We start from the raw sequence: 25,239 nt of genomic DNA on the forward strand, positions 1-25,239 counted from the left end.
CCCCGAGACATCGACATGGAGCTCGAGACGCCGGTTGCCGTCACAGACGAGAGCGGACACCTCGTCGTGAACATCGGTCCCTCGCACCCTTCCACTCACGGGGTCTGCCGCGTGCTCGTGGAGCTCGACGGCGAGATCGTGGTGAAGGCGGAGCCCATCATCGGGCACCTGCACCGCGGCATCGAGAAGATGGCCGAGAACCGCACGTACCTGCAGGTCGTGCCGCTCACGGACCGGCTGGACTACGTCGGCTCGATGTACGCGAACTGGGCGTACTGCCGGGCGGTAGAGCGCCTGGCCGGCATCCGCGTGCCTGAGCGTGCCGAGTACATCCGCGTGATCGTCTGCGAGCTGCAGCGCATCGCCAGCCACATGATGGCGATCGGCCCGGCCGGCGCAGACACGGGCGCCACCAGCGCCTTCATGTACACGTTCTGGCAGCGCGAGATGGTGGTCGACCTGTTCGAGGCGCTGTGCGGCGCACGGCTTACCTACAACTATGTGCGCCCCGGTGGCGTCGCCTCCGATCTGCCCGAAGGCTGGGTCGAGCGGTGTCGCGCGTTCATCGCGCAGCACCCAGCGGCGATGCTCGAGATCGACCGGTTCCTGTTCGGCAACGTCATCTTCCGCGCTCGTACCAAGGGCATCGGCGTGCTTGCTGCCGCCGATGCCGTGGCCTGGGGCGCGACCGGTCCGGTCGCCCGCGGCTCGGGGGTCTCGTGGGATCTTCGCCGCGATGACCCGTACTCCGTCTACCCGCGCTTCGACTTCGACGTCCCGGTGGGTTCGCGCGGCGATTCCTACGACAGGGCTCGTGTGCGCGTTTACGAGGCGGTGGAGTCCTGCCGGATCATCGGTCAGGCCCTGGACGGGCTCGCCGAGTTCAAGCCTGGTGACATCAAGGCCGAGGCGATGCCGCGCCTTCTGGCGCCGCCGCCGGGCGACGCCTACGACCACATCGAAAGCGCCCGAGGGTCCCTCGGCGTGTACCTCGTGAGCGACGGCAGCGTTCGGCCGTACCGCATGAAGGTGCGTTCGCCCGCTTTCTGCAATCTCGCCCTGCTTCCCCTCGTTGCCGAGGGCCACACGCTCTCGGACCTCGTGGTCATCCTTGGATCCCTCGACCCTGTGTTCGGGGAGGTGGACCGGTGACCTTTGTGTGGGGACTCCTCTGGGGCCTTGGCGCGGTGATGCTGATCGCCGGTGGCGCGGTCATCGGCGTGTGGTGGGAGCGCAAGGTCGCCGGACGTATCCAGCTGCGCTACGGCCCGCAGCAGATCGGCCCCGCGGGCTCACTGCAAATGATCGCCGACGTGCCCAAGCTGCTCTTCAAGGAGGACATCGTCCCCGATGGGGCGGACAAGCCGGTCTTCCGCTATGCGCCGCTTGCCGTTTTTGCGCCGATTGCGATGGGCGCCGCGGTCATACCGTTCTGGGCTGGGTGGGCGCCGTTCGATTCGTCGGTGGGCATGCTGTTCTTCCTCGCTGTCCCTGCCATCGGCGTCATCGGCATACTGCTTTCGGCCTGGGGGTCGCACAACACGCTGTCGACCATCGGTGGTCTGCGCGCCGCCGCGCAGATGATCTCCTACGAGGTGCCACGCTCGCTCTCGGTGCTCTCCGTGGTGATCCTGGCGGGTTCGATGCGGCCGATCGAGGTCATGGACGCGTGGCGCTGGTGGTGGGTGCCGCTCACCTTCGTGGGGTTCCTCATCTACTTCATCGCGTCGATCGCCGAGATGAACCGCGGTCCGTTCGACTTGCCGGAAGCGGAGTCTGAGATCGTTGCCGGCTACTTCGCCGACTACTCGGGCTTTCGCTGGGCGATCTTCATGATGGGCGAGTACGGAGCGATGATCGTCGCGTCACTGTTTGGAGCGGCGGTCTTCCTGGGCGGCTTCCGCTGGCTGCCGGGCGTTGGCGGACTCGCGGTCTTCATCCTGCTCGCTTCGCTCCTGATTACCGCAGTGATGTGGATCAAGTGGACGTTCCCGCGCTTCCGGCAGGACCATCTGATGACGTTCTGCTGGACGGTGCTGACGCCGCTCGCGCTGCTCCAACTCGTGGTGGCGGGGGTGGTCTCGCTATGGCTGTGAAGCCTGAGCCCGTCCGCACGCCCGCGACGGTCAGCGACGAGTATCCTGCCGGCATCAAGGGCATGCTCGCGGGTGCACGCTCCATCCTCACGGGCTTTGCTGTCACCGTGAGCAAGGTGCGCACGCGCCCGGTCACCGTGCGCTATCCCGCCGAGAAGCTCACGGTGAGCGACCGGTGGCGGGGCGCGCTCCGGTTGCGTGGCGTGCTCGGTCGCGATGAGGTGCCGCTGCTGAGCTCCATGCCGGGAGAGCACAACTCCGTCATCGACGGCCTGCACCGCTCCTCCCGCCTGCCCGGATGCGTCGGCAACTGCCCCGCGAACGTGGACGCCCGGGGGCAGTCGTTCCTCATCGCAGACGGCCGCGTTGCCGACGCCTACGCACTGGTTCGCGAGCGGAACATCATGCCCGGCGTACTCGGCCGAATCTGTCATCATCCCTGCGAGACCGCATGCCGGCGGAACTTCTACGATGAACCCATCGCCATCCGACCGCTTCACCGGTTCGCATTCGAGGAGTTCCAGAAGATCCGACCGGACGCGCTGCCGGTTCTGCCGAACACGCAGGGCAAGCGCGTGGCGATCATCGGGTCCGGTCCTTCGGGACTGGCGGCGGCGTACGACCTCATGCGCCTCGGCTACGGTGTTGTGATGTACGAATCGGAGGAGGAGCCAGGCGGCGCACTGCGTAGCGGCGTCCCGGCGTACCGTCTTCCGCGTGACGTGCTGTCGCGCGAGATCGACGACATAGTCGAGATGGGGTTGGAGCTCCACTGTGGTGTCGAGGTAGGCAAGGACAAGCCCCTCGCCGCCATCAGGCGGGAGGCCGACGCCCTCTTGCTTGCCGTCGGGCTGCAGCAGAGTCGCATCCTGCCGATCCCGGGCGCCGACGCCGAAGGTGTGGTGGGCGCGCTTGAGTTCCTCTGGGCGGGTAATCACACCGGCGAGGCCGGTGTGCGCGGGAAGCGCGTGTTCGTCATCGGCGGCGGCAACGTAGCCGTGGACGTGGCGCGGGTCGCCCTTCGTGTCGGCGCGAGCGAGGTGCGTCTCGCGTCGCTCGAGTCGGACGAAGAGATGCCGGCGCATCCGTGGGAGATCGCCGAGGCGCTGGACGAGGGCGTCATCGCAACGTGTTCCGTCGGCCCCGAGCGCGTGCTCGTGGAGCGCCATCGCGTGGTCGGAATGCAGATGCGCGAGTGCCTGTCGGTCTTCGACGAAGTCGGCAAGTTCTCGCCCAAGTTCGGCGAAGGCCTGAGCGATTTCGCGTGCGACGTCGTCGTCTTCGCCATCGGCCAGGCCGCGAAGCTCGACGCGCTGCTCGGCGGCACGGAAGTGATGATGAGCGGGCAGAACCGGCTCGCCGTGGACGGCACGACCTTCAGCACGACCACCCCGGGCGTTTTCGCCTGTGGCGAGGTGGTCACGGGTCCCGGCAGCGCCATCGGGTCGATCGCTACGGGACACGAGGCCGCCGAGACGATCCACCGTTACTTGCAGGAGCAGCCTGTCGACGAGGAGTCTCGCGTTCGGCGGCCCGTTCCCAAGTACGCCAAGTACGCTCCGGTAGACCTGAGCCTCGTGGAGGACGACCGTCTACGCGCAGGCATGCCGTTCTCGGATGCCGAGGAACGGGCGCGGGACTTCCGGCCCGTGGAACTGGGTCTCGCTTACGACGAGGCCATGGCCGAGGCGACCCGGTGCCTGCGTTGCGAGTCCGAGGTGTGCGTAGGCTGCACCTTCTGTGCGCGGACGTGCCCGGACTTCGCCATCCAGGTCGAACGGGACGACACGCCGGGAGAGCGCTGCCTCACGCGCTACGAGCTTGACCTCACGATGTGCTGCTTCTGCGGTCTGTGCGCCGAGCAGTGTCCCACCGGCGCCCTGACGCACACCGGCCAGTACGAGCTCTCGTTCTTCCACCGGGAACTGATGACGTTCGACAAGGGCGAGATGCTGCGAGATGCCGGGGGAGAGCGTGCAACGGGCCGTGACGGCATCGTTTCGCCTGCGTGTCCCACGCGCAAGGAGGTCGAGCGATGAGCGGTTCGGACATCGCGCTCGCATCGACGATGGTCGCGATGATCGCATGCGCAGCCGGGGTCGTGTTCGCGCGCGAGGCGGTGCGCCTGTTCGTCTCGCTCGGGGGTTTCCTGCTGGCCGTCGCCGCGGCGTTCCTTGTGCTCGGCCATCCGCTGGTCGCGGTCGCACAGGTATTCCTCTACGTGGGGGGCGTGCTGGTCCTGCTCCTCTTCGCGCTGATGGTCGTACGCCGGGGCACAGACGAGCGGCTTGCCGTGCGGTCTCGAAAAGACCCGGGCGCGGCGCTGATCAGCTTCGGTGTGTTCCTGCTGCTGGCGCTTGGTGTGGCTCCCGTTCTCGGGACGTCAGATCGTCTGATGGTCGAACCGGCCGACGTAGGGGCGTATCTGCTGGGGCCGGGACTCGTCGTCTTCGAACTGGCGGGCGTGCTTCTGCTGGCTTCGCTCCTTGCGATTCTCGTGATCGTCAAGGCAGGTGAGGACCGATGATCGTCGCCGTGGGTTGTGCTGCGGTATTCTCACTCGGCTTCTACGCCGTGCTCGTGCGACGTGACGTGATCGGCATGCTCGCGGGCGGCGAACTCATGATCGGCGCGGCGAATGTGTTGCTCCTCGCGAGCGGGACACTGGACAACGCTCCGGTCATCGGGGGCGCCTCGCTGCTCGTTCTGGTGATTGCTGCCGCCGAGGCATCGATCGGCCTGGCGCTTGTGGTGACCGCCTTCCGCGGCACAGGACGCTCGCAGGTCGAGGAGTTCGGGGAGGTGTCCGGCTAGTGATGCGGGTCGAGATCCTACTCGTCGTCTCCCTGGTCGTCGCTCTCGGAACGGCGCTTGCGGGTGCGCGTGCGGTTCGCGTGACACGCTGGCTGGTGCTTGCCGGGCCGGTACTTGCGGTTTGGACGGGGATCCAGCATCTCGCGCAGTCGGCGGACGCAGCCTCGCCGGAGCCGTTCATCGGTCTCGGGCAGTCCGGGGCGATCGCATGGCTGGCGCCGGGCACCATGGAGGTCGGTCCTGCCCTCGACGCGGTCTCGGCAGTGATGCTGCTGGTCGTCGGCGTCGTCGCGGCGATGGTCGTCATCTTCTCGGTCGGCTACATGGCCGAGGATCGTTCTCAGGCGCGGTACTTCGCGCTGCTCTCGGCATTCACCGCTGCGATGAGCGGACTGGTGGTGGCCCGGTCGCTTCTCGATCTGTTCATCGCCTGGGAGCTTGTAGGCGCCTGCAGCTACCTGCTCATCGGTTTCTGGTTCCACAAGCCGTCCGCTGCCCGCGCGGCGATGAAGGCGTTCATGGTCACCCGCGTCGGCGATGTGGGTCTGCTGTTTGCCCTTGCGCTGCTATGGCGGGAGACCGGCACGCTCGGTCTGGCCGAGGTCATGCAAGCGCTTCCGACCCTCGAGGCCGGCACCATCACTACCATCGCGCTCTTGCTCTTCGTGGGAGCGGCCGGCAAGTCGGCGCAGTTCCCGCTGCACATCTGGCTGCCGGACGCGATGGAGGGACCCACCCCGGTCTCCGCGCTGATCCATGCAGCCACGATGGTCGCAGCCGGCGTGTTCCTGGTGGTCCGGACGTGGCCCGTATTCGAAGCGTCTCCCACCGCGCGGCTCGTGGTGCTCGTGATCGGGTGCGTGACCGCGCTCGGCGCAGCGGCAGCTGCCATTCCCCAGACGGATATCAAGCGCGTTCTCGCGTATTCGACCATCAGCCAACTCGGCTTCATGTTCGCGGCTCTCGGCGCCGGCGCCTGGCAGGCGGCGTTCTTCCATCTCGTCACGCACGCGGCGTTCAAGTCGCTCCTGTTCCTCGGGTCGGGGAGCGTGATCCACGGGGCGGGGACGCAGGACCTGCGTGAGATGGGCGGCCTGCGCAAGGCGATGCCTGTCACTGCAGCAACCTGGGTGATCGGCATCGTGGCGCTCACGGGGCTTCCGCCGCTTGCCGGCTTCTTCTCGAAAGACGCGATCGTTGACTCCGTGCTGTCCGCCGCACCCGCGGCGGGCGTGGCGCTCCTGCTCGCAAGCGCGTGCACCGCACTCTATGCGTTCCGCGCGACGCGCCTGGCATTCGCCGGGACCTTCCGCGGTGCGGGCCACCCTCACGAGTCGCCGATGACGATGACCGTGCCTCTCGCCGTTCTGGCGGTGCTCGCAGCCGGCCTCGGCGCCGCGCAGGGGTGGTTCGCCCACATCTTCGGTGGTCACGGGGAGCTCGCGCTCCCCGTGGCGCTCAGCTCAACGGCGATCGCGATCGTCTTCGCGCTCGTGGGCTGGAAGGTGGGCGTTCCCCAGCAGGCAGACGGTCCGGCGGCGGGTGCCGCACCGTGGTGGCTGTACGTGCGGTCCGGCTACGGCGTGGACGGTCTGGTGATGCGATTCGCGTCCTGGACCGAGCGAAGCGCGTCTGTCGCGGCCGCCGGTTTCGACCGGGTCGTGGTCGACGGCGCGGTGATGGGCGTGGCGAAGGCGGTCCGCGCACTCGGCGGGGTGGTCAACGGTATGCAGACCGGAGAAGGGCCGCTGTATGCGTCGCTCACCGCGGTCGGTGCGGCGCTGCTCGTGGCCATTGCACTCTGGGCGGGGCGGTGACGGGGTGACGATCGCACTGCTCATCGTGATCCCCCTCGCCGGATGCCTCGCGGTGCTCGCATTCCGCTCTCCGCCGATGAACCGCGCTGTGGCCCTGGCGTCGACACTCGGTACGGCGGCGCTTGCCGCGCTCGCGGTGCGCGAGTACCTCGCGTCAGGTGCCCCCCTCACGTTCGCGTTGAGCGGAACCGTGGGTTCGTTCGTGCGCCTTTCGGCAGACGGCATCGCGCTGCCACTCGTGGCGTTGACCGCGGTACTGAGCGTGGTCGCGATCCTGGTGTCCTGGAATGCCGAGCGACTGAACGCGCACCTCGCCCTGCTGCTCGCGCTGGAGGCGGCCGTGCTGGCTGTATTTCTTGCCGCGGACCTGGTGCTGTTCTACGTGGCATGGGAGGCCGTGCTCATCCCGATGTTCTTCTTGATCGGGGGATGGGGACACGAGGGTCGCCGGCTGGCCGCGATGAAGTTCTTCGTCTACACCTTCGCGGGTAGCGCCCTGATGCTGATCGCGCTGGTGATCCTCGTGCTTGCTCAGGGCGGTCACGAGATGGTCCCGGCGGGCACCGTAGCGCTCGGTCCGCAGGAGCAACTCGTCTTCTGGCTTCTCGCCCTCGGCTTCCTGGTGAAGATCCCCGTGTGGCCGCTGCACACGTGGCTGCCCGATGCGCATGTTGAAGCCCCGACCTCCGGCTCGCTCATGCTGGCCGGCGTGCTGCTGAAGATGGGTGGCTACGGGATCCTGAGACTCTGCATCCCGTACGCCCCGAACGCCTTCTCCGAGGCTGCTCCGCTGCTCGCGGTCCTCGGCGGGATCGGCATCGTGTACGGCGCGGCAGTTGCGTTGGGTCAGAGCGACCTTAAGCGCTTGGTCGCCTACTCGTCTGTGGCTCACATGGGCTTCGTGGTCCTCGGCCTGGCGAGCGGCACCGAACTTGGTATGCAGGGAGCGATGCTGGCCATGGTGAGTCACGGCGTGGTCGCAGCACTGCTGTTCCTGCTGGTCGGAAGCTTGTACGACCGTTCGCACACGCGCGAGATGAGCGCGTTCGGCGGACTCGGCACATCAATGCCGAAGTGGGCGACGGTCTTCGTCTTCGCCTGTCTGGCGAGCCTTGGTCTTCCGGGGCTCTCCGGGTTCCCGGGCGAGTTTGCGGCGGTGACCGGCTCGTTCGTGCGCTTCGGCTGGCCCGTGGCGCTCGTGGGCCTGGGCGTGGTGCTTGCCGGCGCATACAACCTGCGTGCGATCCGCACCGTCGTGCATGGCGAACGCGCCGAGCCGGGCGCAGGTGGATCGCCGTCATCGGAGATGGGTGGCGCGAAGCACCTGTCGGATCTCGTGCCGAGGGAGCTGCTCGCCATCGCGCCGCTGGCGATCCTCATCGTCTTGCTCGGGGTCTGGCCCCGCATCGTGACGGATCTCGCGGGATCATCCATAGCCGACCTTCTCGCGACGCTTGCAGGGGCGAGGTGATGGCAGTGCAGGTACCCCTCACACTCCTCGTGCCCGCGGCGATCGTGCTCGCAGGGCTGGTGGCGGCGCTGCTTGCCGACGCGTTCGAGCAGCGCTCGATCGCGCTGTGGCTGCTCGTGGCGTCGTTGCTTGGAGCCGCCCTCACTGCCGTCGTGATGAATCTCGACGCGTCTATGGTCGCGTCACCGGTCTTCACGGCCTCGGGCGGAGCTGTGGTCATCGGCGGGCTCGGCTACCTGCTGACTGCGGTCGCGATCGCCGCAGGGCATCGGCGCTTTGCCGGGCGTGCCCGGGGAGTGCCGATGGCGGCGCTCATGGCGCTCGGTGCGCTGTTCGCGGCCGCGCTCGCCGCCACGGTCGACCTGCTCGTGTTCGTCGTGTCGCTCTCCGGGATGGCGGTAGTCGCCTACGCGCTCGTAGCAGGCGCCGGTACGCGTCGTGCCGAGGAGTCCGCGGTGCGCTACTTCATCCAGGGCATGGTCGCAAGCGCTCTGACCGTCATAGGCGTCGCCTACCTGCTTGGAGCGGGTTCGGGCCTGACGGGATACGATGCGGTGCTCTCAGGTGTGGGGGTGGGAGAGGGGCGCGCGGTGCTCATGGCCCTGGGGCTCGTGACGGCAGTGCTCGCGTTCAAGGTGGGCGCTTTCCCGTTCCACTCATGGGTGCCCGATGCGTACGAGACCGCAGATCCCCCCGTAGCGGCATACCTCGGCGCAGTACCGAAGATCGCCGGTGTGGTCGCGCTCACGGTGGTCACGCGGGTGACGCTCTTCGAAGCGGTGGACCCCGCGGCAACCACGGCCGTACTGACGGTGCTTGCGGTGGGCTCGCTGCTGTTCGGCGCGTTCGGGATGGTACGTCAACGTGCAGTGGGACGGATGTTGGGATACTCGGCGATCGCTCAGGTGGGCTACGCGCTGACAGCTCTCGCGGCAGGAGCCGGAGGGATTGATGCTGCGGTCGTACACATCGTCATGTACGCGCTTGCCGCGTCCGCCGCGTTCGTGGGGCTCGAGGCGGTCCTGAGGGTTCGTCCCGAGTGGGACGGCTCGCTCGAGGGCTTGAGGGGGCTCTCGCGTGAGGCACCACTGCTTGCCGCGTCGCTCGGCGTGGTGATGCTCTCGCTCACGGGCGTGCCGCTGCTGGCCGGCTTCTGGGGCAAGTTCGCGGTGCTTACCGCTGCCGTGGAGGCGGACATGGTGTGGCTCGCTCTTCTGGCGGGCGTCGCCGCGGTCGTGTCCTTCGGCGGGTACGGATCTGTCGTCCGGTCCCTGTACTTCGACGAAGCACCGGAGACGCCGGCGGAGAGACGATCCGGCGGACTGCCCGCGTGGGTGGCAGGCCTCCTTGCGGTCGTGCTCATCGTTCTTGGCATGCTTCCGCTTGCGCGCGGTCTGGACCCCTTGTTCGCGGCACTGGGTCTCTAAAGAGCCGATCGCCCAAAGTGCGTAGTGCCGGTGCTTGATTGTGAACGAGTTCACCCTTGCATGAAGTATTCTTGGCTTGTATAGTCATTTGAGTGAGTTGCTTCGGCAACCCCTTACCCCTGAGCCTCAAGGTGCCGGCCTTGAGGCTCTCCTTCCTTTTTGTGCGGGAAGTCACGGAGAGCGCCGTCCGTCATCCTGCCCCCCGCGTTTGGTAAAGCCAGCCGTCCACGATGCCGATACTCACCCACGAGATGATGATTTCAGACGAGCAGGTACGGCGAGCCGTCGACTACCTGCGGAACTCAGATGAATACCCGGTTCCGGTCCGCGCAGACGCGGATCCCGCTGCGCTCGCACTCGTCGACAGGGTCGTCGAGGCGCTCCGCGAGATCCCGGATGTGCGTGAGGATCGGATCGCGCACGCCAGGGTGCTCGTTGACCAGGCGTTGCCGTCCTCCGAGGAACTGGCAAGCAAGCTTATCGGACGAGTGGTGTCGGACTCGATCCGCTAACAGGCGTCGATGCGGGGTTCGGGCGCGGGCTTCCCCGAGAGGGGGGTCCGCGCTTCTGCTACGATTGGGCTGGTGGTCGCCGCGCCGACCTCGCGTTCGCGCGTGCGCGCAGCCGCTCGAGAGGGGTCTGGGGTGGAGTACACAAGGGACAGGCTGGGCCAGCTGCTGCTTCGAGAGGGAGTCGTCACCGACGAGCAGTTGGATGCCGCACTCACGGTGCAGCACGACTCGGGAGGGAAGCTCGGCCGCACGCTCGTCGCGATGGGCGCCACAAGCGACGAAGATATCGCGCGCACCCTCGCCGAGCAGAAGGGGCTCGAGTACGTCAGCCTCCCGATGTTCCCGATCGATCGCGATGCCGCCTCGCTTATCCCTGCCAGGGTGGCGCAGCGCTCCATCATCATCCCCATCGGTTTCCGCGACGACGCGCTCGTGCTCGCGATGGCGGACCCGCTTGATGTCGAGGCCATCGATGACGTGCATCTGCGTACCAGGCGCAACGTCATCCCGGTCGTCACCACCGAGGCGCAGATCACGTATGCCATCGAGAAGTACATCACTTCGGCGGACGCATTCGAGAGCCTTGCGATCACCGCCGATACCGAGGAAGCCGAGGAGATCATCGCCGTCGGGGACGAAGACGTCCCGATCGTGCGGCTCGTCAACCAGCTGGTTCGCGAAGCGGTCCTCGATCAGGCAAGCGACATCCACATCGAGCCCGGTGCGCACGGCGTGCGTGTCCGCTTCCGGGTTGACGGCGTGCTCCACGAAGTAATGACGGCGCCATCCTCGGCCCGCGCGGGCATTCTCAGCCGCGTGAAGGTCATGGCCGAGATGGACATCGCCGAGCGCAGACGTCCGCAGGACGGCCGGATCGGCCTCGTGGTGAACGACCGCGCGGTTGACATGCGCGTGGCGTCGCTGCCCACGCCGTTCGGCGAGCACATCGTGATCCGGCTTCTGAACCATGAGGCGAATCAGCAGACGCTCGCGGATCTGGGTATGTGCGACGAGCATCTCGCGCTGATGGAGCGGTTCTTGTCCCGCAGCTACGGGGAGATCCTGATCTCCGGGCCGACGGGCTCGGGCAAGTCCACCACGCTGTACGCGGCCCTCATGCGCATCAACGATCCGGGTCGGAAGATCATCACGATCGAGGACCCCATCGAATACCAGATCACCGGCATCACGCAGATGGCGGTGAACGCAGGCATCGGACTCTCGTTCGCGCACCTGCTCCGCACGGTGCTGCGCTCCGACCCGGATGTGGTGATGGTCGGCGAGATCCGTGACGCGGAGACCGCGCAGATCGCCACGCGCGCCGCGCTCACCGGACATCTCGTGCTGTCCTCGATCCACACCAACGATGCGCCTTCGGCGCTCACGCGGCTCACCGACATGGAGGTCGCACCGTTCGTGGCCTCGAGCGCGCTCATCGGCGTTGTGGCGCAGCGGCTCGTGCGCCGACTCTGCCCGTCGTGTAAGGAGTCGGTGCGGCTCAGCAAGGCGATGCTCACGGATCGCGGGTTCGCGTTCGACGAGCTCAGAGTACGCACCGTCCATCAGAAGCACGAAGGCGGCTGCGATGAGTGCCACGGCACCGGGTTCCACGGCCGCATCGGCGTGTTCGAGATCATGCCGATGGATAGCGAGCTTGAGCGATTGTTCCTTGCCGAGGCGCCTTCGGAGGCGTTGCGTAGCGCAGCACTCGTCGCGGGAATGAAGACCCTGCGGACAGATGCGCTCGAAAAGGTGGCTTCCGGCATCACCAGCCTGGACGAGATCGCCCGCGTGGTGCTGTAGCCTCGTCGTCACAGGAGGACACACGTGAGTGAGAGTGAGCGCGCCCCGCGCGCGATCGTACTCGTGCTCGACAGCGTGGGCGCCGGAGCGCTTCCCGACGCCGGGGAGTACGGCGACGAGGGTTCGAACACCCTCGGGAATACCTCGCGGGCGGTCGGCGGCCTTACCATGCCGGTGCTCGGCGCGATGGGGCTGGGTAACATCACCGACATCGTTGGCGTACCGCCCACGGATGCACCCGTCGCCTCGTGGGGCCGCAACGCTGAGCGTTCGGCGGGCAAGGACACGACCACGGGGCACTGGGAGATGATGGGTCTCGTGCTCGAGCAGGCGTTCCCGACGTACCCGGACGGGTTCCCGCCAGAGGTGATCGACGAGTTCTGCCAGCTGACCGGGTATTCGGGCGTGCTCGGCAACTCGGTGGCGAGCGGGACGGTCATCATCAACGAGCTCGGCGACGAGCACATGGCCACCGGTCTGCCGATCGTCTACACCTCGGCGGACTCGGTGTTCCAGATCGCCGCACACGAGGAGCGCTTCGGGCTCGACAACCTCTACGACGCCTGCGAGATCGCGCGGAAGATGCTTGTCGGAGAACACCTCGTAGGTCGCGTGATCGCGCGACCGTTCGTGGGGCCGGACGAGCACGGCGTCTACCAGCGTACGCATCGCCGGCGCGACTACGCGGTGAAGCCGCTCGAACCCACCGTGCTCGATCTGCTGCAAGATGCCGGCGTGCCCGTCTTCGGCGTGGGCAAGATCGGCGACATCTTCGCGTGGCAGGCGGTCACGTCTTCGCCGCACGTGACCGACAACATGGACGGTTTCGACCACCTGCTGTGCGAAGTTCGCAGGCCAGAGCAGGGCTTCGTGTTCTGCAACCTCGTGGACTTCGACATGCTGTGGGGGCACCGTAACGACGCCGAGGCGTACGCAGCGGGTCTCGAGGCGGTCGATCGCCGAATGCCGGAACTGCTCGATGCGATGGTCGACGGTGATCTGCTCATCATCACAGCCGACCACGGGTGCGACCCGACGACGGATTCCACGGATCACAGCCGGGAGTACACGCCTCTCATCGCCAAGGTCAAAGGCGTGGATTCGGGCGTGGCCCTTGGCGCGCGCGCGACCTTCGGCGACATCGGTGAGACGGTGCTCGACTTCTACGGACTGCGGGACCGCTGCGGGCGTGGGGACTCGTTCCTTCGGGAGGTGCGGGAAGCATGAGATCGCTCGAGGAGCTCATCGAGGTCAAACGCGACGGCGGGACGCACACGCCTGAGGAGCTGCAGCGCCTCGTGGAGGCGTTCGTCTCCGGCGAGATGCCCGACTACCAGATGGCAGCGTGGCTGATGGCCGCGTTCATTCGCGGCCTGGACAGCGCCGAGACGGCCGCGCTCACCGAAGCGATGGCGCGATCGGGTGAGATGGTGGATCTCTCGAGCATCCCCGGCGTCAAGGTGGACAAGCACTCCACCGGCGGCGTTGGCGACACCACCACGCTCGTGCTCGCGCCGCTCGTAGCCAGCTGCGGCGTGCCGGTGGCCAAGATGAGCGGGCGCGGTCTCGGCTTCACGGGCGGCACCCTCGACAAGCTGGAGTCGATCCCCGGGTTCAGCGTCACGCTCGAGCCGGATGCGTTTCTCGCGCAGGTGCGCGACGTAGGTGTGGCCGTGATCGGGCAGAGTCCCGACGTGGACCCCGCCGACAAGAAGATGTACGCACTCCGCGACGTGACGGCCACCGTGCCGTCGATGCCGCTCATCGTGGGCTCGATCATCTCGAAGAAGGTCGCAGGCGGCGCCGACGCGATCGTGCTCGACGTGAAGGTCGGCTCGGGTGCGTTCATGAAGACCGAGGAGGACGCGAGGGCGCTCGCAGCCGAGCTTGCACGTGTGGGCGAGCTGCTGGGCCGAAAGGTCGTGTGCGTGCTCACCGACATGGATCAGCCCCTCGGACGGGCGGTGGGTAACGCGCTCGAGGTCCGCGAAGCGGTGCTCACGCTCAAGGGCGAGGGTCCGGGCGATCTCACAGAGCTGTGTCTCGTTCTCGGCGCGAAGATGCTCGTCTTAGGCGAAGTGGCCGAAGACGAACGCGAGGGACGCGATCTGCTGCTCGATTCGATCGCGAGCGGAAGGGCACTCGAGACGTTCCGGGCGTGGGTGAGGGCGCAGGGCGGCGACCCGGGCGTGGCTGACGACCTGGGGCTGCTGCCGATCGGCGCGCACACGCGGGATGTGCCCGCGCGCGAGGCCGGGTGGGTCGGCGGCTTCGATGCCGAAGGTGTGGGACGCGCGGCGATGGAGCTCGGCGCGGGCCGCGCGCGCAAGGAAGACGCGATCGACCCCGGCGCTGGCCTCGAGCTGGACGTGAAGACGGGCGACCGCGTGGAGGCGGGAGACGTACTCGGCACGCTCTACACGAACGACGTGTCGCGTCTCGATGAGGCCGAGGAGCGGCTGCTCGCTGCGGTGCACATCGGCAAGGAGGAAGCGCCGTCGCCTCCACTGTTCCTCGAGGCATGACATGACGCGCCGCCAGTCCCGGCACAGCACGCGCATCACGGGGATCGTGGTGGGGCATGCGAATCCCGACTTCGACGCGTACGCAGCCATGGTGGCGGCCACGAAGCTCTACGAGGACACGCGGGCGGTCTACCTCGGCAGCCAGAATGCCAACGTGCGGGAGTTCCACAACCTGCATGAGGACTTCGTGGCGTTCACGGATCTCAAGACGCTCGATCTCGACGCCATCGAGCGCGTGATCATGGTTGATACGCGCGAGCCGGGGCGTGTGGGGGAGTTGCGCTCGGTCGTGGAGCGGCCCGACGTGGAGGTGATCGTCTACGACCATCATCCGCGCCAGCCGGGCGATCTCACGCCCGCAGAGGACTACTCGATGAGCGTGGGCGCCACGACCTCGATACTCGTGCACGAGATTCGCGACCGCGGTATTCCGATCACCCCGCTCGAGGCGACCGTGATGCTCCTCGGCATCCACGAGGACACCGGATCGCTGACGTACCCCGGGACGACCGCGTACGACGCCGAAGCCGCGGCGTTCCTCATGGCCTCCGGCGCCGAGATGGAGGTCCTCAACCAGTTCCTATCGCGTGCGCTCACGCCCGCGCAGCGCGTCGTCCTCGACTTGCTCCTGGACACGCTCGAGGTGTGGGACATCCACGGCCAGGAGGTCGCCGTGGGGTGGGCGAGTGCCGAGGAGTACATCGACTCGGCGTCGGTTCTCACGCACTACATCTGCGAGGACCTCGGCTATCGCGTGGCGATCGCGCTGGTGGCGATGCCCGAGCGGCTGCAGGTGGTGGGTCGGAGCCGGCTCGCCGACGTGAACATCGGAGCGGTCCTCAAGCACATCGGTGGCGGCGGGCACCCCCAGGCGGCGGCCGCGGCGCTGCGCGATGCCACGGTCGCCGATATCCTCCCGCGCCTGCGCGCTGCCCTCCTCGAGGAAGTCACGCCGCCGATGCGCGCGGCCGACATCGCCTCGGCCCCGGTGCGCTCTATCGACCCGCAGACCCCTATGGCCGAGGCGGGGCGCATCATGGCGACCTGGGGCCACGGAGGACTGCCGGTTATTGAGGACGGGCGGCTTGTGGGCCTCGTGACGCGCAAGGACGTGGACAAGGCCGCGCGGCACGGACTCGGACACGCGCCGGCGACCGGCTTCATGGCGCGCGACCCGATAGCCGTGGGGCCGGACGCCGACCTCGCCGACCTCGAGCGGTTGCTCGTACGCACGGGCATCGGCCGCGTGCCGGTGGTCGATGGCGGCGTGCTCACCGGCATCGTCACGCGCAAGGACCTCCTGCGCGCCGAACACGGCGAGTCGTACCTGGACCGCAAGCTCACGCGTCAGCACGACGAAGCGTCGCGTCGCTTCCTCGGCTCGCTCGCGCTGCTTCCCGAAGACGCGCAGGAAGCGGTCCGCACGATCGGGCGCCTTGCCGACGAGGCGGGGCTGCGCGCGCATGCCGTGGGCGGGTTCGTGCGCGACATGCTGCTCGGGCGCGAGAACCTCGATCTCGACATCGTGATCGAAGGCGACGGGCTCACGTTTGCGCTCGAGACCGCCGAACGGCTCGGCAAACGCGTGAAGGTGCACCGCAGGTTCGGCACGGCGGTGCTCGTGTGGTCGCGTACGCTCCACATCGACATCACGAGTGCGCGCACCGAGTACTACCAGCGGCCGGGTGCGCTCCCCACGGTGGAGCGTTCGTCGCTTCGGCAGGACCTGTTCCGCCGCGACTTCTCCGTGAACGCGATGGCGGTGTGCGTGAACCCCGAGTGCTTCGGGCAGATCGCCGACCCCTTCGGCGGACTGTTCGATCTCGAGCGCGGTGCCGTGCGTGCGCTGCACTCGCTCTCGTTCGTTGAGGATCCGACGCGCATCCTGCGGGCTGCGCGATTCGAGAAGAAGTTCGGGTTCGCCCTCGATCCGTCGAGCGAGGCGCTGGCGCGCCAGGCGGCGGAGATGAGCATGCTCGATGAGGTGAGCGGCGCGCGGATCCGCGAGGAGCTGCTCGATGTCATCGACGAGGATGAACCTGCCGGGATCCTCGGGCGCCTCGACGACTTCGGTGCGCTCACCGGGCTGCTGCCCGACGGCGTGCACGCTGCCGATGCGATCGCCGGCCTCGATGCGGTCACGCGTGCCGTCGGCGAATTCGGTCCGGCGTTTGTGCGTCCGCCGCGCAGGCGCACGACGCTCGTGGCGGCGCTCGCCGGAACTGCAGGTCGTGCCGAGGCGGAGCGGTGGTGCCGGTGGCTGCGCTTCGGCCGCGAGTACACCGAGCCGGCCGTGGCCACCGCCGAGCGGGCGCGCGGTCTGGGAACGCGACTTCAGGACCGGCGGAGGATGCGTGCAAGCCGCCTGTACTACCTCCTGGAGGCGCTGCCCGCCGAGACGCTTGTCTATTTGTGGGCGGTCGGCACACCGGAGGTGCGCGAGCGCGTGGAGGAGTACGTGCGTGTGCTCGCCCCCATGCGCCCGGCGGTGACTGGCGCCGACCTCATTGCGCTCGGCCTCACGCCCGGCCCCTCGTTTGCTGCTATCCTTGCTCAGGCTCGCGCCGACCGCCTGGACGCCAAAGCGGTGGGACGCGACGCCGAACTCGCCAACCTCAAGCGACTCGCCCGGCGCGAGTCGCGGTAGCCTTTCGGAGGCCCCTGTGTCCGATTTCTGGATTCGTGTGCTCGAACTCGCCATGTTCGTGCCCGCGATCGTGTTGCACGAGGTGTCGCACGGCTACGTCTCGTACCGGCTCGGTGACCCCACGGCGAAGATGCGGGGGAGGCTGAGCCTCAACCCGATCAAGCACGTAGACCCCTTCGGCACGATTCTGCTGCCGCTCCTGCTGTGGGCGGGTGGGGGGCCTATCTTCGGCTACGCGAAGCCGGTGCCGATCAACCCGAACTACTACAAGGACTACCGGAAAGGCATGATGCTCACCGGCCTGGCAGGTCCCACGACCAACCTCGTGCTGGCCCTGGTCGCGGGTCTCATCACGCGCGCGCTATCGCTCGGTACGCTCGCAGTCGGCACGCAGGCTGACCCGCAGGTCACCCTCCTCGGCTGGGTGTGGTACGCACTGTACTTCTTCGCGCAGCTCAATCTGGTGCTGATGTTCTTCAATCTCATCCCGATTCCGCCGCTCGACGGATCGCGCGTGCTCCCGCTGTTCCTTTCGGACAGCGCGCTGGCGAAGTACCACCAGTTCGAGCGGTACGGGATCCTCGTGTTCTTCGTCGTGGTGCTGCTCCTGCCGAACTACCTCGGCATCGACCCCATCGGCTGGTACTTCGATCGCACGGTGGCGCCGCTGATGCACCTGTTCACCGGCGTCTGAGCCGCGCGTCCGTAGGTGCTGCGGTGCGGTAGAATACCCCCATCCGTCGCCGAGCGAGGAGCCTCACACCCCGATGCCCAAGAAGCGCGTGCTCACCGGTTACCGCCCCACGGGGCGTCTCACGCTCGGCCACTGGTTCGGCAACCTGCTCGCGATGCGCGAGCTGCAGGACAGGTATGAGGCGTTCTACTTCGTGGCCGACTGGCATGCGCTCACGAGCGACTGGCAGGACACGCACGCCATCCGTCAGTACACCGAGGAGATGGTGCTCGACTGGATCGCGGCCGGCATCGATCCCGACAAGTCCACGATCTACCGTCAGAGCGACGTACCCGAGGTCGCCGAACTCACGATGTACCTCTCGATGGTCGCGCCGATGACGTGGCTCGAGCGCGTGCCGTCGTACAAGGAGCAGCGTGAGCAGATCGCCGAGAAGGACCTCGGCAACGTCGGCTTCTTCCTGTACCCGCTCATGCAGGCGGCGGACATCAGCATCGTGCGGGGCGACATGGTGCCGGTGGGCGAAGACCAGCTGCCGCATCTCGAGCTCACCCGCGAGGTGGTGCGGCGCTTCAACAACCAGTACGGCGACCTGCTGCCCGAGCCCGACGCACTCATCGCCAAGGAGGGTGCGCGCGTGCCCGGCACCGACGGCCGCAAGATGTCCAAGAGCTACGGCAACGCGATCTACCTCTCGGAGAGCGAAGAGGAGACTGCTGCCAAGGTGATGAGCATGATCACGGATCCCGCGCGCAAGCTGAAGACCGATCCGGGCAATCCCGACATCTGCCCGCTGCAGCAGATTCACAAACTGGTGGCATCCGACGCGGGTGAGATCGCCGAGTGGGACCGGTGCTGCAGGGTGGCCGAGTGCGGGTGTGTGGCACACAAGCGCAAGCTCGTGGAGGACCTGAACGGATACCTACGGGAGTTCCGGACGCGCCGCGCGGAGCTTGCGGCGTCGCCGGGGTATGCCTGGGAAGTCCTTGCTGCGGGTGCCGCCAAGGTCCGTCCCGAGGTCGAGGACCTCATGGGCGACGTCCGCCGGGCGATGCACGTAGACGCCGAGCGATAACGCATGACCTACCGCGTCCGCACAGAGGCGTTCGAGGGCCCCTTCGACCTGCTGCTTCAGCTGGTGGCGAAGCAGAAGGTCGATATCGCCGACCTCTCGATCACCGACATCGCGGACCAGTACCTCGAGTACCTGGACCGGATGCCGGACCTCGACCTGGATGTCGCGAGCGACTTCCTGCTCGTTGCCGCCACGCTGCTCGAGATCAAGGCCGCGGCGCTGCTGCCGCGCGACGAGCCCCTCGAGATGGCCGAGTTCGACGACATGTCGCCCGAGGAGGCGCGCGAGCTGCTGATCGCACGGCTGCTCGCCTACAAGCAGTTCAAGAACGCCGCCGCCGAGCTGGCGGCGCGCTACGAGTCCGAATCGCTGATGCACGCACGGGCTGCGGGCCTTGAGGAGCCGTTCCTGAAGCTGATGCCGGACTACCTGGAGGGCATCACCCTGCACGGCCTGGCGGTGGTGTGCGCGGATCTCGTGCACAAGCGCGAGATCTTCCTGCTGGAGGCGGACCACGTCGCCTCGGCGCCTATCTCGCTCGAGCTCCATGTTGAGGGCGTCGCGCGCATGATGCGCAAGGGCAGGCGAACGAGCTTCCGCGAGATGGTGAGCGAGAACGCGTCGCTGGAGGAGCTCGTGGTGACGTTCCTCGCGATCCTCGAGCTGTACAAGCGCGGACTGGTCCGCCTGGAACAGGCCGAGGAGTTCGGAGATATCGAGATCGTGGGAATGGGAGACTAGCGCATGGGCCGCGACAACGCTGAGATCGTCGGCGCGATAGAGGCGCTACTGTTCGTGTCCGATGAGCCGGTGCCCGCGGGCAGGCTCGCGAAGGTGCTCGACGTGGGTCAGGGCGAGGTCGAGAGCACGCTTACGCTCCTCGCGGCCGAGTACGCCGAGGAGAATCGCGGGTTCCAGCTTCGTGAGGTGGCAGGCGGGTGGCGGCTGTACACGCACCCGGCGTACCACGGCTATGTGGAGGAGTACGTCCTCTCGTGGGACACGCGGCGGCTCTCGCAGGCGGCGCTCGAAGCGCTTGCGGTCATCGCCTACCACCAACCGGTGACACGCCAGGGTGTGAACGCCGTGCGCGGAGTGAACAGCGAGGCGGTCATCTCCTCGCTCATCGAGAAGGGCCTCGTGCGCGAGGCGGGCCGCGACAAGAACACGGGCAACGCGATCCTCTACGGTACGACCCGCACCTTCCTTGAGCGCTTCGGCCTGAAGGACCTCTCGGAACTGCCGCCGCTCGAGGACTTTGCGCCCGACCCGGACAGCGAACGCGCGATCCGCGAACGGTTGAATGCGCTGGAGGGCAGCGTGCTCGACATCGATGAAGACGATGCCGAAGACGAGGACGAGGGTGACGAGGACGTCGAAATCGACTGACGCCGAGCCGTCCGCCGCCGGACCCGTCGGGCCGGAGCGGGTACAGAAGTATCTCTCGCGAGCCGGGGTGGCATCGCGCCGTGCCGCCGAGGAGCTGATCCTAGCCGGTCGCGTGAGCGTGAACGGGCGTCCGGTAGCCTCCCTCGGCGAGAAGATCGTGGCCGGCACCGATGAGGTACGGGTGGACGGGAGCGTGATCGAACCGCCCTCGCTCCTGTGGTATCTCATGCTGAACAAGCCAGCCGGGGTGGTGACGACGCTCGACGATCCCCAGGGCCGCACGACCGTGGCCCGCTTCATCCCCGATGGTGCGCCACGCCTCTTCCCGATCGGCCGCCTGGACTACGCCACCACCGGGTTGCTGCTACTCACCAACGACGGTGAGTTCGCACACCTGCTGATGCACCCTCGCCATCACGTGCCGAAGGTCTATCGCGCCGAAGTGGACGGCGTGCCCGACGTCTGCGACATGCGCTCCCTCCGTGAGGGCATCGACCTCGACGACGGTCGCACCGCCCCGGCGGATGCGCGGATCGTCGAGCGTCGGGGCGACTCGGCGGTCGTGGAGCTCACGCTGCGCGAGGGGCGCAAGCGTCAGGTGCGCCGCATGCTCTCGGCGGTCGGCCACCCGGTGCGCGTCCTCACGCGTGTCGCCTACGGTACGCTCACGCTCAGCCGCCTTGCCGAGGGGTCGGTGCGTGCGCTCACCGATGCCGAGGTCGCGTCGTTGCGCGGCTGTGCGACGGGTGTGCGCTGATGCTCGTCGTGCTCACAGGTCCGGTGCGCAGCGGGAAGTCCCGGCAGGGGCTGGCACTCGCGATAGCGTCCGGTCGCGCGGTGGTCCTCGCAGCGGGAGGGCAGCCCGACGACGAGGAGATGCGTCGTCGGATCGAGCGTCATCAGGCCGGACGCAGCGCCGATGTCACGGTGATCGAGACGGCCGGAGACCCGTGCTGGTACGATCGGGTACCCGACGAGGCGTGTCTTCTGGTGGACTGCATGGGCACCGTGCTTGGCGTGCAGCTCGCAGCACTCGTGACCGATGACGTCGAGGTGACAGATGCGCTGACCGAGGAGCGGGCCGATGCGCTTGCCGATGCGGTCGTGTCGTGGCTGATCGCGCGGGAGGCGCCTACGGTGGTGGTCACCAACGAGGTCGGGTGGGGCGTGGTTCCCGCCACACCGCTCGGCAGGCTCTTCCGAGATGTCCTCGGCCGGGCGAACCGAACGCTGGTGGATGCTGCTGATGCGGCGTGGCTCGTGATAGAAGGCAGGTCCATCCCATTGCACGAACTCACCCAGGAGGTCTCGTGGCCACGCGAACCGTAGGCACGCCGGGTCCGATGGAAGCCGAGCTGTTCGAATTCGTGGCAGCAGTGTCCGAGCCCCACCCGATCTGGTACGAGCGGGCCTGGGAGCGCCTGGACAGCCTCACCAAGCCGCCGCGCAGCCTCGGGCGTCTCGAGGAGCTCGCCGCGCGTATGGCGCGGGCTCAGGGCACCGACAGACCGAGGACCGACCCCTCGGCGATCGTGCTCTGCGCAGGCGATCACGGCGTTGTGGAGGAGGGAGTGTCCGCCTGGCCGGCCGAGGTCACGCAGCAGATGGTCGCGAACTTTGTGAGCGGCGGAGCGGCGATCAACCAGCTTGCGGGGCAGTTCAACTCCCGCCTGATCTTGGTGGACGTGGGCGTGGCGGGCGACACGAGCGGGCTTGCGGGCGTGCTGCAGCAGAAGGTGCGGCCCGGCACCCGCAACTTCATGAAGGAGCCGGCGATGACGCGCGAGGAAGCCGCCGAGGCGTTCCTCGTGGGTGCGCATCTGGCGCGCCATCTCGCGTTCGACGACGTGCGGGTCATCGGCATCGGTGAGATGGGTATCGGCAACTCCACGGCGGCATCGGCTCTGGTGGCCGCGTACACGAACGTCCCCGTCAACCGTGTGGTCGGGCGGGGGACGGGCGTTGATGATGCGGTCCTCTCGCGCAAGACGGCGCTCGTGAACCGGGCGCTCGCGTTGCACAAGCCGGACCGGGACGACCCACTCGGCACGCTCGCCGCCTTTGGCGGGTACGAGATCGCCGCGATGGCCGGCGTGCTCATCGGCGGCGCCTCGGCAGCGGCGTGCGTTGTCACGGACGGGTTCATCGCGAGCTCGGCGGCGCTCGCCGCCGCGATGATCTGTCCTGCGTGCATGCAGTACGCCTTCGCATCGCATCTGTCGGCAGAACCCGGTCATCGTGTGGCGCTCGTAGCGCTCGGACTCGAGCCCTACATCGACCTCGGGATGTCCCTTGGTGAGGGGACCGGCGCGGCGCTCGGCATCGGCATCATGGGTGCGGCGTGTCAGATGATGAACGGCATGGCCACGTTCGCCGAGGCGGGCGTGAGCGCCAAAGAGGACCGGTAGCGTGTTGCGCGACATCGCCACGGCGGTGCGGCTGCTCACGATCGTTCCCCTCGGGGGTGTCGACGGCGTCCATCCCGCGCGGTACTTCGCGCTCGTCGGGTGGCTGTTCGCGACGATCGCCGTTGGTATCGCGTCGGGAGCGGTGTGGCTCGGCCGTGCCGATGGGCTCTCCGCGCTGCTCGCAGCCGCTGTTGTCGTCGCTTCATGGGCGCTGCTCTCCGGATTCCTTCACTGGGACGGCCTTGCGGATTCGGCAGACGGTCTCGGCGTGCGTGGCGACGCCGCCCGGCGCCTTGAGGCCATGCGGGGGAGCACCACAGGCGCGTTCGGCGTTCTCGCGGTCGTGCTCGTGGCGGCGCTGCAGATCGCGGCTATCGCCGTGATCATCGAGAGTCGCGCGTGGTGGGCGCTCGGTGCCGCGCCGATCGTCGGGCGCTGGGGTGCCGGGATGGCGCTCTCGCTGCGCGATCCGGCGCGCGCCGATGGGCTTGCCGCTCGCTACGCCGAGCGCGAAGCCGGTGTCGGCGTTGCCATGCTCACGCTTCCCGTGCTGCCGCTGCTCGCCTCGGCGCCTGATGCGCGCGGCGCGCGCGTGCTCGCGCTTGCAGGCGCCCTGCTGGTTGCGTTCGTCGTGCCGGGGCCGTTCGCCAAGCGCTTTGGCGGCATCACGGGCGACGTGCTGGGCGCCACGGTGCTTCTGGGCGAGACCGCGGTCCTTGTGGGCGGCGCGCTGGCAGGCGGGCTGCTGTGAGCGCGGCGCACCGTCACCTGATGCTCATCCGGCACCCGGAGACGGTTGCCAACGTGGAGTCGCGCTACATAGGCCGCACGGACTCGCCGCTGAGCGAGCGCGGCCTGCGTCAGCGCGCCTGGCTTGCGAACCTGGTAGCGCCGTGGGGCGCGGACGCGGTCTACACGTCGCCACTCGGCCGCGCACTCGAGACGGCACGTGCGATCGCGCCGGAAGGGTGCGCGGTGTCGGTTCTGGAGGACCTGCAGGAGATCGACTTCGGACAGGCGGAGTGCCTCACCTACGACGAGATCGTTCAGCGCGGGATCCGCCTCCAGTACACCGGCAGCGGCCCGATCGCGCCCGACGGCGAGACCGGGGCCGCCTTCGACGCGCGCGTTCGGCGGGCGGGGGTGCACATCGAAGCGGGGCCGGAGCGCGCGGTGGTGGTCACGCACGGTGGCGTCATGCGGCGCTTGCTCATGCACACCCTCGACCTGCCTGTCGAGTGCGGCTGGCACTTCGCCGTGCCGAACGCCACGGTCGCCGTGATCCGCATCGCCGAAGGCGTGGGCGTGCTCGAGAGCCTCACTCCGCCGCCCGAGCTGAGCGAAGACCGCGCGTAGCGCGCCGTCGGCGCATGCTTGCGTGTGTTCGCGTCGTGCGGGACAATCCTCGGACATCGTTGTTCGGGGAGGCAGCGCGCATGGACTGGGACCGGATGATCCGTGAGGAGCTCGGCACGCTCGTGCCGTACGCCCCCGGTCTGCGCGAGGAGCAGGTGCGCGAGCGCTCGGGCCGTGATGACATCTGCAAGCTTTCCAGCAACGAGAGCCCCTACCCGCCGTTTCCTTCGGCAGTCACCGCAATGGAGCGGGAGCTCGCCGAACTGAACCGCTACCCCGAGGGCTCGTGTGCAGCGCTCAAGGAGAAGCTGAGCGCCCGGCACGGCATTCCCGCCGAGCAGATCCTCGTCGGCAACGGCAGCAACGAGCTGCTGCGTCTCATCGCGCAGGCGGTCCTGAGACCGGGCGACGAGGGCGTGTACGCCTGGCCGTCGTTCATCGTGTATCCGATGGTCACCACCATGTTCGGCGGCGCGCATGTGAAGGTGCCGCTCGATGCGTCGGCCGCGCACGATCTCGACGCGATGCTGGCGGCGGTCACCGATCGCACGCGCATCGTGTTCCTGTGCAATCCCAACAACCCTACAGGCACCTACTACAGCCGCGACGAGTTCGATCGCTTCCTCGCGCGCGTGCCCGAGCATGTGCTGCTCGTGCTTGACGAGGCGTACTTCGAGTTCGTGTCGGCCGAGGACTACCCCGATGGCATGGACTACTTCACCCCTGACGGCCGGATCGTGGTGCTCCGCACCTTCTCGAAGATCTATTCGCTCGCCGGCCTGCGTGTGGGCTACGGCTTCGCTCCACAGCCGCTCGTACACGCGGTGGACTGCATCCGTGAGCCGTTCAACGTGAACTCGGTGGCGCAGGCCGCCGCTGTCGCCTCGCTCGACGACGAGGCCGAGGTCTCGCGCCGCAAGGCGGAGAACCAAGAACAGAAGACGTACCTGTATTCGGGCTTCGACCGGCTCGGCATCTCCTGGGTGCCGTCGGAGACGAACTTCGTCTGGATCAAGACGGAGCGGCCGGTCGAAGTGTTCGAGGCCCTGCTCGAGCAGGGCGTGATCGTCCGAGGGTTCGGCGCCGTACCCGCGCTCAGGGTGGGTATCGGCACAGAAGAGGACTCACGCAGGACGATCGAGGCGTTGGAAGCGGCCGTCGCCCGGTTCGGCAGCATCTAGAGGCTGCAGGGCCCGTGGCGGCCG

The 25,239-nt window shown here is 67.8% G+C and carries 23 protein-coding genes; all 23 read left to right on the forward strand.

Annotation, left to right across the window (positions count from 1 at the left end; genetic code table 11):
• Positions 1–15: 15 nt before the first annotated feature.
• The 23 genes from Q7W51_06100 to hisC all read left to right on the forward strand — a co-directional run bounded on the left by Q7W51_06100 (position 16) and on the right by hisC (position 25,215).
• The gene (locus tag Q7W51_06100; protein MDO8847939.1) at positions 16–1,152 is read left to right on the forward strand and encodes an NADH-quinone oxidoreductase subunit D; all 1,137 of its coding nucleotides are present in this window, start codon (positions 16–18) and stop codon (positions 1,150–1,152) included.
• The gene (gene nuoH / locus Q7W51_06105; GenBank protein ID MDO8847940.1) at positions 1,149–2,096 is read left to right on the forward strand and encodes an NADH-quinone oxidoreductase subunit NuoH; all 948 of its coding nucleotides are present in this window, start codon (positions 1,149–1,151) and stop codon (positions 2,094–2,096) included. Before Q7W51_06100 ends, nuoH begins: the two co-directional genes overlap by 4 nt.
• Positions 2,087–4,135, forward strand: coding sequence for an FAD-dependent oxidoreductase (locus Q7W51_06110; protein MDO8847941.1), 2,049 nt, complete (start codon positions 2,087–2,089; stop codon positions 4,133–4,135). Before nuoH ends, Q7W51_06110 begins: the two co-directional genes overlap by 10 nt.
• Positions 4,132–4,623: an NADH-quinone oxidoreductase subunit J gene (locus tag Q7W51_06115; protein ID MDO8847942.1), complete on the forward strand. Its 492-nt coding sequence runs from the start codon at positions 4,132–4,134 to the stop codon at positions 4,621–4,623. The genes Q7W51_06110 and Q7W51_06115 overlap by 4 nt, the downstream gene beginning before the upstream one ends.
• Positions 4,620–4,910, forward strand: a complete 291-nt coding sequence (locus Q7W51_06120) for an NADH-quinone oxidoreductase subunit K (GenBank protein ID MDO8847943.1) — start codon at positions 4,620–4,622, stop codon at positions 4,908–4,910. The genes Q7W51_06115 and Q7W51_06120 overlap by 4 nt, the downstream gene beginning before the upstream one ends.
• 2 nt (positions 4,911–4,912) lie before the next feature.
• Entirely contained in the window at positions 4,913–6,727 is a 1,815-nt protein-coding gene (gene nuoL / locus Q7W51_06125; GenBank protein ID MDO8847944.1) for an NADH-quinone oxidoreductase subunit L, read from the forward strand.
• Between the two features lie 4 nt (positions 6,728–6,731).
• Complete coding sequence (locus Q7W51_06130; protein ID MDO8847945.1) at positions 6,732–8,198, forward strand: NADH-quinone oxidoreductase subunit M; 1,467 nt, start codon at positions 6,732–6,734, stop codon at positions 8,196–8,198.
• Entirely contained in the window at positions 8,198–9,625 is a 1,428-nt protein-coding gene (locus Q7W51_06135; protein ID MDO8847946.1) for a proton-conducting transporter membrane subunit, read from the forward strand. The genes Q7W51_06130 and Q7W51_06135 overlap by 1 nt, the downstream gene beginning before the upstream one ends.
• A 230-nt stretch (positions 9,626–9,855) precedes the next feature.
• Positions 9,856–10,137 carry a hypothetical protein gene (locus Q7W51_06140; GenBank protein ID MDO8847947.1) on the forward strand — a complete coding sequence of 94 codons (282 nt, stop codon included), beginning with the start codon at positions 9,856–9,858 and terminating at the stop codon, positions 10,135–10,137.
• Between the two features lie 132 nt (positions 10,138–10,269).
• The gene (locus Q7W51_06145) at positions 10,270–11,940 is read left to right on the forward strand and encodes an ATPase, T2SS/T4P/T4SS family (GenBank protein MDO8847948.1); all 1,671 of its coding nucleotides are present in this window, start codon (positions 10,270–10,272) and stop codon (positions 11,938–11,940) included.
• Between the two features lie 24 nt (positions 11,941–11,964).
• Complete coding sequence (locus Q7W51_06150; GenBank protein MDO8847949.1) at positions 11,965–13,167, forward strand: phosphopentomutase; 1,203 nt, start codon at positions 11,965–11,967, stop codon at positions 13,165–13,167.
• Positions 13,164–14,465: a thymidine phosphorylase gene (locus Q7W51_06155; GenBank protein MDO8847950.1), complete on the forward strand. Its 1,302-nt coding sequence runs from the start codon at positions 13,164–13,166 to the stop codon at positions 14,463–14,465. Before Q7W51_06150 ends, Q7W51_06155 begins: the two co-directional genes overlap by 4 nt.
• A gap of 1 nt (position 14,466) precedes the next feature.
• On the forward strand, positions 14,467–17,112 hold the full coding sequence (locus Q7W51_06160; protein ID MDO8847951.1) for a CBS domain-containing protein: 2,646 nt from the start codon (positions 14,467–14,469) through the stop codon (positions 17,110–17,112).
• A 16-nt stretch (positions 17,113–17,128) separates the two neighbouring features.
• The gene (locus tag Q7W51_06165; protein MDO8847952.1) at positions 17,129–17,806 is read left to right on the forward strand and encodes a site-2 protease family protein; all 678 of its coding nucleotides are present in this window, start codon (positions 17,129–17,131) and stop codon (positions 17,804–17,806) included.
• A gap of 73 nt (positions 17,807–17,879) precedes the next feature.
• Positions 17,880–18,881 (forward strand): tryptophan--tRNA ligase, encoded by a 1,002-nt coding sequence (gene trpS, locus Q7W51_06170; protein ID MDO8847953.1) that lies wholly within the window; start codon positions 17,880–17,882, stop codon positions 18,879–18,881.
• Between the two features lie 3 nt (positions 18,882–18,884).
• Positions 18,885–19,622: a segregation/condensation protein A gene (locus tag Q7W51_06175; protein ID MDO8847954.1), complete on the forward strand. Its 738-nt coding sequence runs from the start codon at positions 18,885–18,887 to the stop codon at positions 19,620–19,622.
• Between the two features lie 3 nt (positions 19,623–19,625).
• Complete coding sequence (scpB, locus tag Q7W51_06180) at positions 19,626–20,270, forward strand: SMC-Scp complex subunit ScpB (GenBank protein MDO8847955.1); 645 nt, start codon at positions 19,626–19,628, stop codon at positions 20,268–20,270.
• On the forward strand, positions 20,245–21,027 hold the full coding sequence (locus tag Q7W51_06185; protein ID MDO8847956.1) for a pseudouridine synthase: 783 nt from the start codon (positions 20,245–20,247) through the stop codon (positions 21,025–21,027). The genes scpB and Q7W51_06185 overlap by 26 nt, the downstream gene beginning before the upstream one ends.
• Positions 21,027–21,599 carry a bifunctional adenosylcobinamide kinase/adenosylcobinamide-phosphate guanylyltransferase gene (locus Q7W51_06190; protein MDO8847957.1) on the forward strand — a complete coding sequence of 191 codons (573 nt, stop codon included), beginning with the start codon at positions 21,027–21,029 and terminating at the stop codon, positions 21,597–21,599. The genes Q7W51_06185 and Q7W51_06190 overlap by 1 nt, the downstream gene beginning before the upstream one ends.
• On the forward strand, positions 21,581–22,678 hold the full coding sequence (cobT, locus tag Q7W51_06195) for a nicotinate-nucleotide--dimethylbenzimidazole phosphoribosyltransferase (GenBank protein ID MDO8847958.1): 1,098 nt from the start codon (positions 21,581–21,583) through the stop codon (positions 22,676–22,678). The genes Q7W51_06190 and cobT overlap by 19 nt, the downstream gene beginning before the upstream one ends.
• Position 22,679: 1 nt before the next feature.
• Positions 22,680–23,429, forward strand: a complete 750-nt coding sequence (gene cobS, locus Q7W51_06200; GenBank protein MDO8847959.1) for an adenosylcobinamide-GDP ribazoletransferase — start codon at positions 22,680–22,682, stop codon at positions 23,427–23,429.
• Positions 23,426–24,034, forward strand: coding sequence for a histidine phosphatase family protein (locus tag Q7W51_06205; protein MDO8847960.1), 609 nt, complete (start codon positions 23,426–23,428; stop codon positions 24,032–24,034). Before cobS ends, Q7W51_06205 begins: the two co-directional genes overlap by 4 nt.
• 80 nt (positions 24,035–24,114) lie before the next feature.
• Positions 24,115–25,215: a histidinol-phosphate transaminase gene (gene hisC / locus Q7W51_06210; protein ID MDO8847961.1), complete on the forward strand. Its 1,101-nt coding sequence runs from the start codon at positions 24,115–24,117 to the stop codon at positions 25,213–25,215.
• The last annotated feature ends 24 nt before the right edge of the window (positions 25,216–25,239 follow it).

Source organism: Coriobacteriia bacterium (assembly GCA_030652115.1).
Lineage (GTDB): Bacteria > Actinomycetota > Coriobacteriia > Anaerosomatales > Anaerosomataceae > UBA6100.

Excerpts from the sequence above, each read along its gene's own strand:
- Q7W51_06100 (MDO8847939.1), top strand. The coding sequence starts at position 16 with ATGGAGCTCGAGACGCCGGTTGCCGTCACAGACGAGAGCGGACACCTC.
- Q7W51_06110 (MDO8847941.1), top strand. The coding sequence starts at position 2,087 with ATGGCTGTGAAGCCTGAGCCCGTCCGCACGCCCGCGACGGTCAGCGAC.
- Q7W51_06115 (MDO8847942.1), top strand. The coding sequence starts at position 4,132 with ATGAGCGGTTCGGACATCGCGCTCGCATCGACGATGGTCGCGATGATC.
- Q7W51_06120 (MDO8847943.1), top strand. The coding sequence starts at position 4,620 with ATGATCGTCGCCGTGGGTTGTGCTGCGGTATTCTCACTCGGCTTCTAC.
- nuoL (MDO8847944.1), top strand. The coding sequence starts at position 4,913 with ATGCGGGTCGAGATCCTACTCGTCGTCTCCCTGGTCGTCGCTCTCGGA.
- Q7W51_06135 (MDO8847946.1), top strand. The coding sequence starts at position 8,198 with ATGGCAGTGCAGGTACCCCTCACACTCCTCGTGCCCGCGGCGATCGTG.
- Q7W51_06140 (MDO8847947.1), top strand. The coding sequence starts at position 9,856 with ATGCCGATACTCACCCACGAGATGATGATTTCAGACGAGCAGGTACGG.
- Q7W51_06155 (MDO8847950.1), top strand. The coding sequence starts at position 13,164 with ATGAGATCGCTCGAGGAGCTCATCGAGGTCAAACGCGACGGCGGGACG.
- Q7W51_06160 (MDO8847951.1), top strand. The coding sequence starts at position 14,467 with ATGACGCGCCGCCAGTCCCGGCACAGCACGCGCATCACGGGGATCGTG.
- trpS (MDO8847953.1), top strand. The coding sequence starts at position 17,880 with ATGCCCAAGAAGCGCGTGCTCACCGGTTACCGCCCCACGGGGCGTCTC.
- Q7W51_06175 (MDO8847954.1), top strand. The coding sequence starts at position 18,885 with ATGACCTACCGCGTCCGCACAGAGGCGTTCGAGGGCCCCTTCGACCTG.
- scpB (MDO8847955.1), top strand. The coding sequence starts at position 19,626 with ATGGGCCGCGACAACGCTGAGATCGTCGGCGCGATAGAGGCGCTACTG.
- Q7W51_06190 (MDO8847957.1), top strand. The coding sequence starts at position 21,027 with ATGCTCGTCGTGCTCACAGGTCCGGTGCGCAGCGGGAAGTCCCGGCAG.
- hisC (MDO8847961.1), top strand. The coding sequence starts at position 24,115 with ATGGACTGGGACCGGATGATCCGTGAGGAGCTCGGCACGCTCGTGCCG.